The following is a 12,935-nucleotide window of genomic DNA, read 5'->3' as shown; positions in this document are numbered from 1 at the left end:
AGAAGGAGCCAGGCAGCGATGGCCCGCCGCAGCACGAAGACCCCGCCGCCCGACGATTCGTTCGAGGAGAGGATCCTCGACATCGACGTCGTGGACGAGATGCGTGGCTCCTACCTCGAATACGCGTACTCGGTCATCTACTCACGCGCCCTGCCGGACGCCCGTGACGGTCTCAAGCCGGTGCACCGCCGGATCGTCTACCAGATGAACGAGATGGGCCTGCGCCCCGAGCGCGGCTACGTGAAGTGCGCGCGTGTCGTCGGCGAGGTCATGGGCAAGCTGCACCCGCACGGCGACGCCTCGATCTACGACGCCCTGGTGCGCATGGCGCAGCCCTTCTCGATGCGCGTGCCCCTGGTCGACGGCCACGGCAACTTCGGTTCGCTGGGCAACGACGACCCGCCGGCCGCCATGCGGTACACCGAGTGCCGGATGGCCGAGGCGACGAGCCTGATGACCGAGTCGATCGACGAGGACACGGTCGACTTCGCGCCGAACTACGACGGCCAGGAGCAGGAGCCGGTGGCGCTGCCCGCCGCCTTCCCGAACCTGCTGGTCAACGGCTCCTCGGGCATCGCGGTCGGCATGGCGACGAACATGCCGCCGCACAACCTGCGCGAGGTCGTCGCCGCCGCCCGCCACCTGATCCGCAACCCGAACGCCGACCTGGACGCGCTGATGAAGCACGTCCCCGGCCCGGACCTGCCCACCGGCGGCCGGATCGTCGGCCTGGACGGCATCCGGGACGCGTACGCCACCGGCCGCGGCACCTTCAAGATGCGCGCCACCGTGACGGTCGAGACCGTCACCGCCCGCCGCAAGGGCCTGGTGGTCACCGAACTGCCGTTCACGGTCGGCCCCGAGAAGGTGATCGCGAAGATCAAGGACCTGGTCAACGCGAAGAGGATCCAGGGCATCGCCGACGTCAAGGACCTCACCGACCGCGAGCACGGCCTGCGCCTCGTCATCGAGATCAAGAACGGCTTCGTGCCGGAGGCCGTCCTGGAGCAGCTGTACAAGCTGACCCCGATGGAGGAGTCCTTCGGCATCAACAACGTCGCCCTGGTCGACGGCCAGCCGCTCACCCTGGGCCTGAAGGAGCTGCTGGAGGTCTACCTCGACCACCGCTTCGACGTGGTCCGGCGCCGCAGCGAGTTCCGCCGCAGCAAGAAGCGCGACCGGCTGCACCTGGTCGAGGGCCTGCTGACCGCGCTGGTCGACATCGACGAGGTCATCAGGATCATCCGGTCCAGCGAGAACTCCGCGCAGGCCAAGGAGCGCCTGATGGAGCGCTTCTCGCTGAGCGAGGTGCAGACGCAGTACATCCTCGACACGCCGCTGCGCCGGCTCACCAAGTACGACCGGATCGAGCTGGAGGCGGAGAAGGAGCGGCTCACCGCGGAGATCGAGGAGCTGACCCGGATCCTGGAGTCGGACGCGGAGCTGCGCAAGCTGGTCTCGGCCGAGCTGGCCGCCGTCGCCAAGAAGTTCGGCACCGACCGGCGCACGGTCCTGCTGGAGTCCGCGGGCACCGTGGCGGCCACGGTGCCGCTGCAGGTGGCCGACGACCCGTGCCGGGTGCTGCTGTCCTCGACGGGGCTGCTGGCCCGTACGGCGACCGCGGAGCCGTTCCCGGAGGCGGCGGGCGCCAAGCGCGTCAAGCACGACGTGATCGTCTCGGCGGTGCCGGCGACCGCGCGCGGAGTGATCGGCGCGGTGACCTCGGCGGGCCGGCTGCTGCGGATCAACGTGGTCGACCTGCCGCAGCTGCCCGAGCCGCTGCCCGCCCCGAACCTCTCCGGCGGGGCCCCGCTGGCGGAGTTCGTGTCCCTGGAGGACGACGAGACGGTGGTCTGCCTGACCACGCTGGACGAGTCGTCCCCGGGTCTCGCGCTCGGCACGGAACAGGGTGTCGTCAAGCGGGTGGTGCCCGACTATCCGTCCAACAAGGACGAGTTGGAGGTCATCACGCTCAAGGAGGGCGACCGGATCGTCGGCGCGGTGGAGCTGCGCACCGGCGACGAGGACCTGGTGTTCATCACGGACGACGCGCAGCTGCTGCGCTTCCAGGCCTCGATCGTCCGGCCGCAGGGCCGTCCGGCGGGCGGCATGGCGGGCATCAAGCTCGCCGAGGGCGCGAAGGTGATCGCCTTCTCGGCGGTCGACCCGGCGGCCGACGCGGTGGTGTTCACGGTGGCGGGCTCGCGCGGCACGCTGGACGACTCGGTGCAGACGACGGCCAAACTGACCCCCTTCGACCAGTACCCGCGCAAGGGCCGGGCCACGGGCGGCGTGCGCTGCCAGCGGTTCCTCAAGGGCGAGGACTGCCTGTCGCTGGGCTGGGCGGGCCCGCTGCCCGCGCGCGCGGCGCAGAAGAACGGCACCCCGGTGACGCTGCCGGAGGTGGATCCGCGCCGGGACGGCTCGGGCGTCTCGCTGCCCAAGACGGTGGCCGTGGTGGCGGGGCCGGTGCTCTGAGGCGGCAGGGACGGGCGGCGCGGCTCGGGCTGTGCCGGTCAGGCCGTGCGGCTCGGGCCCGGTAGCTCGGGCCGCGCGGCTCCGGCCGTACGGCACGGGTTCAGGCGGGTGGAGCCAGGGCGGGCGGATCCTCCAGGTCCGCTTCCGTCTCGTCGTGCGTCACGTCGTCCGTGTCGCTGTCCGTCTCGCCGCCCGGGTCGTCCGGGCCCTGTACGTAGCGCAGGACGCCCCACATGCCGTGCTGGTCGGCGTGCGGGGCGTCGTTCTTGCATCCCTGCAGTTCCTTGCCGAGAGCGCCCGCGTCGATGCCGGAGCCGATCAGCACCAGCTGGGTGCGACGGTCCTCACCGGGCACCCAGGGCTCCGGGTAGAAGCGCAGGAACCGGCCGACGGCGTGCACGGCGTACCGGTTGACCGGGTCGTACGGCCCGAAGTCGACGTAGCCCTTGATCCGGTACAGCCCCTCGGGCCGGCTGTCCAGGAACCGCATGAGCCGGCGGGGCTCCAGCGGCACGTCCGAGGTGAAGGACAGGCTGTCGTAACCGGTGTGCAGGTGTCCGTGGTCGCCGGCGCCGTGGTCGGGGTCGTCGTGATCGTGCAGGTCGTCGAAGGACAGCTGCCCGACGCGCTCCTCGCTGGGCCGGCAGTCGAAGAGGAACTCGGGGTCGATGCGGCCGTAGGTGGCGGGGACGACGGCGGCGCGGTCGGTGAGCGAGCGGACGAGCCGCAGCACCCGGTCCGCATCGCCGGTCCGGTCGAGCTTGTTGACGACGGCCAGGTCGGCGAGGGCGAGGTGCCGGTCGATCTCGGGGTGCCTCGCGCGCGTGTCGTCGAACTCGGCGGCGTCGACCACTTCGACCAGACCGCCGTAGACGATGCCGGGATGCTCGCTGGCAAGCACCATCCGCACGAGTTCCTGGGGCTCGGCCAGACCGCTGGCCTCGATGACGATCACGTCGATGCCGGTGGCGGGCGCGGCGAGCCGGTCCAGGTAGAGGTCGAGTTCGCTCGCGTCGACGGCACAGCACAGGCAGCCGTTGCCGAGGGAGACGGTCGAGTCGCCGAGGGCTCCCGCGACGGCCATGGCGTCGATCTCGATGGCCCCGAAGTCGTTGACGATGGCCCCGATCCGGCTGCCCCCGCTGCGGTGCAGCAGATGGTTGAGGAGCGTGGTCTTCCCGGAGCCCAGGAAACCGGCGAGCACGACGACCGGGATCTGCTGCGGGCTGCCGCTGTCTGCCGGGCTGTTCCCCAACGGGCGACCTCTCTGACGTATCAGCGCGCACCGGCTCGCGGCCCGGCGCGCGGAAGGGCGTGGACTGGTCGTCCAGCATACGAGCGGTGGGGACCCGTCCCGGCGCCCGCCGGCCGCCGGGGCTCCCCGCCCGGGTGGCCGGCGCGTCAGCGGCCGGAGGCCACCGGCACCTGGGGCTTTGGGCCCACGTACCGCGCCACCGGGCGGATGATCTTCGGGTCGGCGGCCTGTTCCAGGATGTTGGCGCTCCAGCCGACCACGCGTGCCGCCGCGAAGGTCGGGGTGAACATCTCCCGGGGCAGGCCGCACAGTTCCATGACGACACCGGCGTAGAACTCGACGTTCGTGTGGAGTTCGCGGCCGGGCTTCAGCTCGGCGAGGAGGGCCTCCACCCGGCGCTCGACCTCCACCGCGAAGTCGACCCGGGGGCCGCCGAAGCCGAGGGCGATCTCGCGCAGCATCCGCGAACGGGGGTCCTCCGTGCGGTAGACGGCGTGACCGAAGCCCATGATCCGGTCGCCGGCGAGCACCCGTGCGCGGATCCAGGCGTCGATCCGGTCGGGGGTGCCGATCGCGTCCAGCGTGTCCAGGGCCCTGCTGGGCGCCCCTCCGTGCAGCGGGCCGGAGAGGGCGCCGACGGCCCCGGTGAGGCAGGCCGTGACGTCGGCACCGGTGGACGCGATGACGCGCGCGGTGAAGGTTGACGCATTGAACCCGTGATCAATGGTGGAGATCAAGTATTGCTCGACCGCACGGACCCGACGCGGATCCGGCTCCGAACCGGTCAACATGTACAGGTAGTTGGCCGCGTAGGAGAGGTCCTCGCGCGGCTCCACGGGGTCGAGGCCGCGGCCGAGCCGGTACAGCGCGGTCAGCAGGGTGGGTACGGCCGCACAGGCGGCCACGGCGTCGGCCCGCCGCTGGTCCGGGTCGATGTCGTACACCGGCCGGAAGCCGCGGGCGGCGCCCAGCAGGGACAGGGCGGTGCGCAGCCCGGCCAGCGGCCCGGCGAGCCGGCCGGCCTCGGCGATCGCGGGCAGCGCCGCACGCACCTCGGCGGGCAGGCGGCGCAGTGCGGCGGTCTCGGCGGCGAAGGCGGCGCCGCGGCGCGCGTCAGGGAGCGCGCCGTGGACCAGGAGGTGCCAGACGTCCTCGAAGCCGCGGGTACGGGCGAGGTCGACGGCCGGGTACTGGCGGTAGTGGTAGAAGCCCTCCCGGCCCCGGACGTCGCCGATCTCGGTCTCGGCGACGACGACGCCCGCGAGGCCGCGCGGGGTTTCTATGAGCGGGGTGTCGGTCCTGTTGGTGGCCATGGTTTCCTCCTTCGACTTGATCAGACTGTCCATGCTTGACTTACCAACTGTCAATATTGACCTGATCAATGTGTAGTCATCAACGTGTGCAGACACGGCTACGGTGGCGTCCATGCGCGATCACGACACCGCTCCCCGACGCTCCGGGCACCGGCTGACCACCAGGGAGACCGCCGAGTTCCTCGGCGTGAAGCCCGAGACGGTCTACGCGTACGTGAGCCGCGGCCTGCTCAGCAGCAGACGCGAGCCCGGCGGCCGGGCCAGCACCTTCGACGCCAAGGAGGTGGAGGCCCTCGCCCGCCGCAACCGGCGCGAGGCGGCCGGGAGTCCGGGCTCGGGCGGGGACCTGTCGGTCCGCACGCGGATCACGCTGATCGAGCAGGGCCGGTACTTCTATCGCGGCGCGGACGCCGTCGAGCTGGCCGCCCGCCACTCCTACGAGGAGGTCGCGGAGTGGCTGTGGACGGGCCGGACGAGCCCGGGGGCGGCCTTCCGGGCACCCGGGGCCACCGTGGAGGTCGCCCGCCGCGCGGTGGACGCCCTGTCCGAGCACGCTTCCCCCGTCGACCGGCTGCGGGTCGCAGCGGTCGCCGCGGCGGCGGAGGACCCGCTGCGCTTCGACCTGTCGGAGGAGGCCGTGCTGAGCACCGCGCGCATCCTCGTCCCCACCCTGGTCGCCGCGCTCCCGCCGGCCGGGTACGAACGCAAGGACGACGGTCCGCTGGCCCACCGCCTGTGGACCCGGCTGACCGGCCGCCCGGCCGACGAGGCCTCCCTGCGCGTCCTGGACACCGCGCTGGCGCTGCTCGCCGACCACGACCTGGCCGCGTCGACGCTCGCGGTCCGCGTCGCCGCCTCGGCCCGCGCGCACGCGTACGCGGCGGTCTCGGCGGGGCTCGGCGTTCTGGAGGGACCGCTGCACGGCGCCGCCAGCGGTCTGGCCCACCGGATGCTGCTGGACGTGCTCGACCAGGGCACGGCGGTCCCGGTGATCGCCGCCGAACTGCGCGCGGGCCGCCGCGTCCCCGGCCTCGGTCACCGGCTGTACGCGGGCGAGGATCCGCGCGCGCGGGCGCTCTTCGGCCTCCTGGAGGAGCTGCCCGGCGCGGAGTCCGCGCTGCTCGCGGCCCGCGACATCGTCACCACGACCGCCCGGCACACCCCGCTGCACGCCAACGTGGACCTGGCGCTCGCGGTGTTCACCGCGTCCAGCGGCATGCAGGCCACGGCCGGCGAGACGATCTTCGCCGTGGCCCGCACCGCGGGCTGGATCGCCCACGCCCTGGAGGAGTACGGCGAGCGCCCGCTGCGCATGCGCCCCAGCGGCCACTACGTCGGTCCGCGCCCGCCGCAGCCCCTCCCGGAGTAGGACACGGCACCACCGGAAGTGCCGCCGGGACGAGTCAGGTTAGGCTCACCTGTGTGAGTAGGTGTGCGACCGTCTCCCGGAGCCTCGACGAGCCCGTTTCCGGCACGGCGGCCACGGCGACGACGTGGCTGCTGCTGGAACAGCCCGGTCCGTGGGGCGACAAAGCGCTCACCTCCAGCCACCTGGACCCCGCGCTGGGCCGGGCGCTGGAGGCCGCCGCCGAGGGAACGGGCGTGCGCGTCGCCCTGATCCGGCGCCCCGGGCGCCACGCGGACCCCGGCACGCCCGCGATCCGGCGGGTGTACGCCGCCCACACCGTCCCGGGGAACGTGTGGCTGCACAGCGCCACCACCCGCGATCCGGAACGACTGCTCGACCTGGACCTCGCCGGCCTCGGAGCCGGCGACCACCGTTCCTTCGGCGCGGTCCTCGGCGGGCAGCCGCACCGCGGTGACCCGCTCGCGCTCGTGTGCACCAACGGCAAGCGCGACCGCTGCTGCGCCCTCCTGGGCCGTCCCCTCGCCACGGAGCTGGTCGCCTCCGGGGTGCGCGGCGTCTGGGAGGTCACCCATCTGGGTGGCCATCGGTTCGCGCCCACGGTGCTCGTCCTGCCCTACGGCTACGCCTACGGCCGTGCCGAGGCGCACACCGTCAAGGAGGCCCTGCTCGGCGTCCAGGAGGGGCGCGTGGTCGTCGAGGGCTGCCGGGGGTGCACCGCGTGGGAGCGGCCCGGGCAGGCGGCGGAGCTGGCCGTCCGGTCGTTCGCGGGCGAGTACCGGACCGGTGTGCTGAGCGTCGTACGGACGGCCGGCACGGCTGCGCGCCGCGAGGTCACCGTCGTGCACGCGGACGGCCGCCGGTGGCGGGTCACCATGGTCCAGGGGGCGTCGCTGCCGCCCCGCCCGGAGAGCTGTGGCGCCGCGGTGTTCGGTACGCCGGCGCGGATGGACGTGGTCGAGGTGCGCGAGCTGGGGCCGACGGCACTGGCGAGCTAGCGTCGTACCGCTGCCGACCCGCTCGCCGTCAACCATGGATCAACAGGTTGACCCGGAGATCCACACCACACCCCCTGGGGTGCTCCCGGCCGCCCCACGTACCGTCGTGGGCATGAGCCCGACTCCCCCCGCCCGTCGTCTGCGCCTCGGACTGCCCCGGCGGATGTTCTCCCAGGTGCTGCTGATGCAGGTGGCGATCGCCGCGGGAGTCGCGGTGCTCGCGACCGGGCTCTTCCTGGCGCCGCTCAGCAAACAGCTGGACCAGGAGGCGATGCGCCGCGCGCTGGCCATCGCCGAGACCACCGCCCAGGACCCGCACATCGCGGAGGGCGTCCTGACCACGCCCCCGGCCCGGAACGGCCCGGTGCAGCGGGAGGCCGAGCGGATCCGGCGGGCCACGCACGCCGAGTACATCGTGGTGCTGAACCGGGACGGGGTGCGCTGGTCGCACCCCACGCCCTCGGAGATCGGCCGGCACGTCTCCACCGACCCCTCCGACGCCCTGCGGGGCGAGGAGGTCATGGAGATCGACAAGGGCACCCTCGGACGCTCGGCGCGCGGCAAGGTGCCGCTGTACGACGCCCGGCACCGCATCGTCGGCGCGGTCTCGGTCGGCATCGCCTACGACAGCGTGCGGGCGCGGCTGATCAGCGCGATCCCGGGGTTGTTCGCGTACGCCGGCGGTGCGCTCGCGGTGGGCGCGCTGGCCGCCTGGCTGATCTCCCGCCGGGTCCAGCGGCAGACCCGGGACCTGGCCTTCTCCGACATCTCGGCGCTGCTCGCGGAGCGCGAGGCGATGCTGCACGGCATCCGGGAGGGCGTCGTCGCCCTCGACCGGGACGGCCGTGTCCGCCTGCTCAACGACGAGGCGCGACGACTGCTGGGCATCGGTGACGAGGCCGTCGGACGGACCCCCGACGAGGCGCTGGGCGCGGGTCGCGCGACGGACGTGCTGACCGGCCGGGTGACCGGTACCGATCTGCTCACCGTGCGCGGCCGGCGCGTCCTGGTCGCCAACCGCATGCCCACCGGCGACGGCGGCGCCGTGGCCACCCTGCGCGACCGCACCGAACTGGAGCAGCTCGGGCGTGAACTCGACTCCACGCGCGGGCTGATCGACGCCCTGCGCGCGCAGGACCACGAACACGCCAACCGCATGCACACCCTGCTGGGACTGCTGGAGCTGGAGATGTACGAGGACGCCGTGGAGTTCGTCGGGGAGGTGGTCGGGGACCACAGGGTCACCGCCGAGCAGGTCACGGAGAAGATCGGGGATCCGCTCCTGGCCGCGCTGCTGGTGGGCAAGGCGACCGTGGCGGCCGAGCGCGGAGTCGCCCTGTGGGTGTCCGAGCGCACCCGGCTCCCGGACCGGTTGATCGATCCCCGGGGCGTGGTCACGGTCGTGGGCAACCTCGTGGACAACGCGCTGGACGCGGTCGCGGGCACCGCGCACGCGCGCGTGGAGGTCGAGTTGCGCGCACAGGGCCGTACGGTCGTCCTGACGGTGCACGACACGGGCCCCGGCATCCCCGAGGACCAACGCGAGCTGGTCTTCACGGAGGGCTGGACCACCAAGAAGCCGCCGGCGCACGGCAAGCGGGGGATCGGGCTGTCCCTGGTGCGCCGGCTCGCCGAGCGGCAGGGCGGGAGCGCGACCGTGGGCACGGCCGCCGGAGGCGGCGCGGAATTCACCGTGGTCCTGCCCGAGGCGCTGACCGAACCGGAAGGGCCCCCCGCGGTGCCCGAACGGCCCCTGGGGGCAGCCGCCGTCGCCGAGGAGGAAGCGCGATGATCGAGGTCCTGGTCGTGGACGACGACACCCGCGTAGCCCGGGTCAACGCCGCCTACGTGGAGAAGGTGCCCGGTTTCCATGTGGCCGGCGAGGCGCACAGCGCGGCCGAGGCGTTGCGCCGGGTGGAGACCCTGCCCCGGCTGGACCTGGTGCTGATGGACCACTACCTGCCCGACGACACGGGGCTCTCGGTCGTCCGGGAGATGCGCCGGCGCGGCCACCAGACCGACGTGATCATGGTGACGGCGGCGCGGGACGTGTCGACCGTGCAGGCGGCCATGCGGCAGGGTGCGTTGCAGTACCTCGTGAAGCCGTTCGCGTTCGCCGGGCTGCGGGCGAAGCTGGAAGCGTACGCCGAGCTGCGGCGGACCCTGGACGGCGGCGGCGAGGCCGAGCAGGCGGAGGTGGACCGGATCTTCGGCGCCCTGTCCGCCCCGTCGGAGCCCGGACTGCCCAAGGGCCACTCCCCCACGACGGCCGAGCTGGTGCGCCAGGCTCTGCTGGGCGCGGAACGTCCCCTGTCCGCCCAGGAGATCGCCGAGCGGACGGGGGTGAGCCGGCAGACCGCCCAGCGGTACCTGAAGCTGCTGGAGCGCACGGGCAGGGCCCGGCTGACCCTCAAGTACGGCGACGCGGGCCGCCCGGAACACCGTTACGTGTGGGCGACCCGCGCCTGAGCGCGTGTCAGGCGGCGGTCACTTGACCGCCTTGACGAACTCGGTCGTGTACGTCCTGCTCAAGTCGACCTTCGCGTTCTTGACGTTGGGGTTGAACGCCTTGAGGACCTTCTCGACGGTCTCGGGACCGCCCTGGGGCATCACGCCGTCGTCGGTGAACATCGGCAGCGTGCTCTTGATGGCCTGCGCGTACAGGGCCTTGTCGCCCTGGGAGTAGTCGGCGGGCATCTTCGCCGCGATCTCGTCGGCGCTGTGCGTGGACATCCACTTGAGCGTCTTGACGAATGCATTGGCCAACTTCTGGACGGTGTCCTTGTGTCCGTTCACCCAGTCCGTCTGCATGTACAGACTGGACGAGGGGTACGGCCCGCCGAGCGCCTGCTGCGAGCCCTCGGGGGTGCGCATGTCGATGAGGATCTTCCCGGCCTTCTTGTCCAGGATCGTCGCGACGGTCGGGTCGGTGGTCATGCCGCCGTCGATCGCGCCGTTCTGGAGGGCCGCGATGAACGTCGGCCCCGCTCCCACCGCGACCGGCGTGAACTCGCTGATCCTCACCCCGTTCTTGACCGCCAGGTACTTGGTGAGGAAGTCGGTCGAGGACCCGAGGCCGGTCACGCCCAGCTTGCGGCCCTTGAAATCCTTGGGCGAGGTGAGCTCGCCGGCGGCCTTGCCCGAGACGACCTCGACCTCGCCGGGCGCGTGCGAGAACTGCACGACCGACTCCACCGACTTGCCCTTCACCTGCAGGTCGAGCGTGTGGTCGTAGAAGCCGACCGCGCCCTGCACCTGACCGGAGACGAGCGCGGTCTCGGCCTGGACGCCGGCGGGCTCGCTGAGGAGCTGGACGTTCAGTCCCTCGGCCTGGAAGTAGCCGAGGCGCTGGGTGAGCATCGCCGGCAGGTAGATGACCTTGTCCAGGCCGCCGACCATGATCTTGACGCTCTCGCCCTTGCCGCCACCGCCGCCGGCGTCGGCCGTGGAGCCTGCCGCGTCGTTGGCGCAGCCGGTCAGGGAGGAGAGGGCGAGCAGTCCGGTGACGGCGAGGGAGGCGTATCCGGCGGTCTTGCGCATGCGGTTCACGTCCTTGTGAGTGGGCGGTGCGGGAGGAGGCGCGGGGGGGCGGCGAGGGGACCGGTCAGCCGTCGGAGCCGCTGGGCCGCCAGCGGAAGATGCGGCGCTCGGCGAAGGTGAGCAGCCCTTCGGCGACGAGGGCGACGACGGCGAGGATGACCATCGCGGCGTACACGCCGGCCGCGTTGAAGGTGTTCTGCGACTGCGCGACGAGCAGGCCGATGCCCTTGGTCGCGCCGATGTACTCGCCGACGATCGCGCCGATGAGCGCGAAGCCGAAGCTGACGTGGAGGCTGGTGAAGATCCAGGAGGTGGCCGACGGAACCACCACCTGGAGGGTCACCCTGCGGTCGCCGGCGCCCAGGATGCGGGCGTTGGCCACCAGGTTGCGGTCCACCTCGCGGGCGCCCTGGAAGGCGTTGAAGAACACCGGGAAAAAGACGAGCACCACGGCGGAGGCCACCTTGGAGGACGGACCGAGGCCGAACCAGATCAGGAAGATGGGCGCCAGCACGATCCTGGGAATCGAGTTGAGCACCTTGATGTACGGACCAAGGATCTCGGCGAGCAATCGGATCCGCCCGAGCGCGATACCGAGGAGCACCCCGGCGACCACACCGATGACCCAGCCGAGCAGTGCCTCGTGGAGCGTGTACCAGATCTGCTCGCCCAGTGAACCGAGCGCCGTCCCATGGGTCACCCAGGTGTAGATCTGGTCCCAGATCTTCGAGGGCATCGAGAAGTTGAAAGGATCGATGACCTCGGCGCGGGACAGCGTCTCCCACGCGCCGAGGACGACCACCAGCAGCACCACGCGTGCGACGCCGACCAGGACCTTGCGCCGGCGGGCGGCCTGGGCGCGGGTCTGTGCGCGACCGGGTGTCTTGGCGGTGTCCACGACCGGAGTGCCGAGAACCTCAGGCGACATGAGCGGCACCCCTCTCGCGGGTGATGCGGACCTCTTCGCCGAGGGACTCCCAGATCTCGCGGTAGATCTCGATGAACCGCGGCTCCAGGCGCACCGACTCGACCTTCCGCGGGCGGGGCAGGTCGATGTCGAAGATCTGCTTCACGGTCGCGGGCCCGGCGGTCATCACGACGACCCTGTCGGCCAGCGCGATGGACTCCTCCAGGTCGTGGGTGACGAAGACCACCGAGGCGCCGGTGCCCTCCCACAGTTCCAGCAGCTCGTCCGACATCAGCGCCCGGGTCTGCACGTCGAGCGCCGAGAACGGCTCGTCCATCAGCAGGATCTCGGGGTCGTTGACGAACGTCGCCGCCAGGGCGACGCGCTTGCGCTGACCGCCGGAGAGCTGGTGCGGATACCGGTCCTCGAAGGCGGCGAGACCCACCCGGGCCAGCCACTCGCGCGCCTTCCGCTTGGCCTCCGCCTTGGGTACACCCCGGAAGCGGGGGCCCGCCATCACGTTCGACAGCACCGTCCGCCAGGGGAAGGTGGCGTCCTGCTGGAAGACGAAGCCGACCTTGCCGCCGACCCCGTCGACCGGCTCCCCGGCCACCAGCACCTCGCCCTCGGTGGGCTCCTCCAGCCCGCTGACCAGGGTCAGCGTGGTGGACTTGCCGCAGCCCGTCGGTCCGACGACGGCCACGAACTCGCCGCGCCCCACGGTGAGGTCCAGGCCGCGCACGGCCGTGTGGAGTCCCCCTGACGGGGTCCTGAAGATCTTGCTCGCGCCCCGCAGCTCGATGGCGGGGCTGGTGTGTGCGCTCATGAGCCGGGACGGTAGGTGTGGCCCCCGCCACAGCAGCAGTCTTGTGAGCACAAGCCGTTCTTTTGCTCGCAAGGACCTGTTGTGCTCGTTTTGCTCGCGCTACAACTGCGGAGCCGAACACGGGCTCGATGCTCGCCGGCCTTGGAGGAGAGGCCTGATGATTGACGTCCTGGTGGTGGACGACGACTTCCGCGTCGCCGAGATCAACGCCAAGTACGTGGGAAAGGTTCCCGGCTTCCGGGTGGCCGCCCG

The 12,935-nt window shown here is 72.0% G+C and carries 10 protein-coding genes and 1 pseudogene; 6 read left to right on the top strand and 5 right to left on the bottom strand.

Annotated features, from left to right (window positions below):
• The first annotated feature begins 18 nt into the window (after positions 1-18).
• A complete protein-coding gene (locus IE312_RS21260) occupies positions 19-2,478 on the top strand; it encodes a DNA gyrase/topoisomerase IV subunit A (RefSeq protein ID WP_189983940.1) in 2,460 nt (819 codons plus the stop codon).
• Positions 2,479-2,578: 100 nt separating this feature from the next.
• Here the strand turns inward: IE312_RS21260 and IE312_RS21255 are convergent, their stop codons facing one another.
• Positions 2,579-3,733, bottom strand: a complete 1,155-nt coding sequence (locus IE312_RS21255) for a CobW family GTP-binding protein (RefSeq protein WP_189983939.1) — start codon at positions 3,731-3,733, stop codon at positions 2,579-2,581.
• A gap of 146 nt (positions 3,734-3,879) precedes the next feature.
• On the bottom strand, positions 3,880-5,046 hold the full coding sequence (locus tag IE312_RS21250; protein WP_189983938.1) for a citrate synthase/methylcitrate synthase: 1,167 nt from the start codon (positions 5,044-5,046) through the stop codon (positions 3,880-3,882).
• 112 nt (positions 5,047-5,158) lie between these two features.
• Between IE312_RS21250 and IE312_RS21245 the strand changes: the two genes are divergently transcribed.
• From IE312_RS21245 to IE312_RS21230, 4 genes are all read left to right on the top strand, one after another.
• Positions 5,159-6,415: a citrate synthase gene (locus IE312_RS21245; protein ID WP_189983937.1), complete on the top strand. Its 1,257-nt coding sequence runs from the start codon at positions 5,159-5,161 to the stop codon at positions 6,413-6,415.
• Positions 6,416-6,468: 53 nt separating this feature from the next.
• Entirely contained in the window at positions 6,469-7,410 is a 942-nt protein-coding gene (locus IE312_RS21240; RefSeq protein WP_189983936.1) for a ferredoxin family protein, read from the top strand.
• A gap of 112 nt (positions 7,411-7,522) precedes the next feature.
• Positions 7,523-9,202, top strand: coding sequence for an ATP-binding protein (locus IE312_RS21235; protein WP_189983935.1), 1,680 nt, complete (start codon positions 7,523-7,525; stop codon positions 9,200-9,202).
• Complete coding sequence (locus IE312_RS21230; RefSeq protein WP_189983934.1) at positions 9,199-9,879, top strand: response regulator; 681 nt, start codon at positions 9,199-9,201, stop codon at positions 9,877-9,879. The genes IE312_RS21235 and IE312_RS21230 overlap by 4 nt, the downstream gene beginning before the upstream one ends.
• Before the next feature lie 18 nt (positions 9,880-9,897).
• On the opposite strand, the gene IE312_RS21225 is transcribed toward IE312_RS21230, so the two are convergent.
• From IE312_RS21225 to IE312_RS21215, 3 genes are all read right to left on the bottom strand, one after another.
• A complete protein-coding gene (locus IE312_RS21225; protein WP_189983933.1) occupies positions 9,898-10,950 on the bottom strand; it encodes an ABC transporter substrate-binding protein in 1,053 nt (350 codons plus the stop codon).
• A gap of 64 nt (positions 10,951-11,014) precedes the next feature.
• Positions 11,015-11,878: an ABC transporter permease gene (locus IE312_RS21220; RefSeq protein WP_189983932.1), complete on the bottom strand. Its 864-nt coding sequence runs from the start codon at positions 11,876-11,878 to the stop codon at positions 11,015-11,017.
• Positions 11,868-12,683, bottom strand: a complete 816-nt coding sequence (locus IE312_RS21215) for an ABC transporter ATP-binding protein (protein WP_189983931.1) — start codon at positions 12,681-12,683, stop codon at positions 11,868-11,870. Before IE312_RS21215 ends, IE312_RS21220 begins: the two co-directional genes overlap by 11 nt.
• Before the next feature lie 157 nt (positions 12,684-12,840).
• Between IE312_RS21215 and IE312_RS41175 the strand changes: the two are divergent.
• Positions 12,841-12,935, top strand: a pseudogene (locus tag IE312_RS41175) (two-component system response regulator); the annotation flags it as partial.

This window comes from Streptomyces capoamus (assembly GCF_014654935.1).
In the GTDB taxonomy this organism is placed as follows: Bacteria; Actinomycetota; Actinomycetes; order Streptomycetales; family Streptomycetaceae; genus Streptomyces; species Streptomyces capoamus.
The sequence above is the reverse complement of the archived record's forward strand: the minus strand, read 5'-3'. Positions and strand labels throughout refer to the sequence as shown.

Excerpts from the sequence above, each read along its gene's own strand:
- IE312_RS21250 (WP_189983938.1), bottom strand. The coding sequence starts at position 5,046 with ATGGCCACCAACAGGACCGACACCCCGCTCATAGAAACCCCGCGCGGC.
- IE312_RS21230 (WP_189983934.1), top strand. The coding sequence starts at position 9,199 with ATGATCGAGGTCCTGGTCGTGGACGACGACACCCGCGTAGCCCGGGTC.
- IE312_RS21245 (WP_189983937.1), top strand. The coding sequence starts at position 5,159 with ATGCGCGATCACGACACCGCTCCCCGACGCTCCGGGCACCGGCTGACC.
- IE312_RS21260 (WP_189983940.1), top strand. The coding sequence starts at position 19 with ATGGCCCGCCGCAGCACGAAGACCCCGCCGCCCGACGATTCGTTCGAG.
- IE312_RS21220 (WP_189983932.1), bottom strand. The coding sequence starts at position 11,878 with ATGTCGCCTGAGGTTCTCGGCACTCCGGTCGTGGACACCGCCAAGACA.
- IE312_RS21235 (WP_189983935.1), top strand. The coding sequence starts at position 7,523 with ATGAGCCCGACTCCCCCCGCCCGTCGTCTGCGCCTCGGACTGCCCCGG.
- IE312_RS21225 (WP_189983933.1), bottom strand. The coding sequence starts at position 10,950 with ATGCGCAAGACCGCCGGATACGCCTCCCTCGCCGTCACCGGACTGCTC.
- IE312_RS21215 (WP_189983931.1), bottom strand. The coding sequence starts at position 12,683 with ATGAGCGCACACACCAGCCCCGCCATCGAGCTGCGGGGCGCGAGCAAG.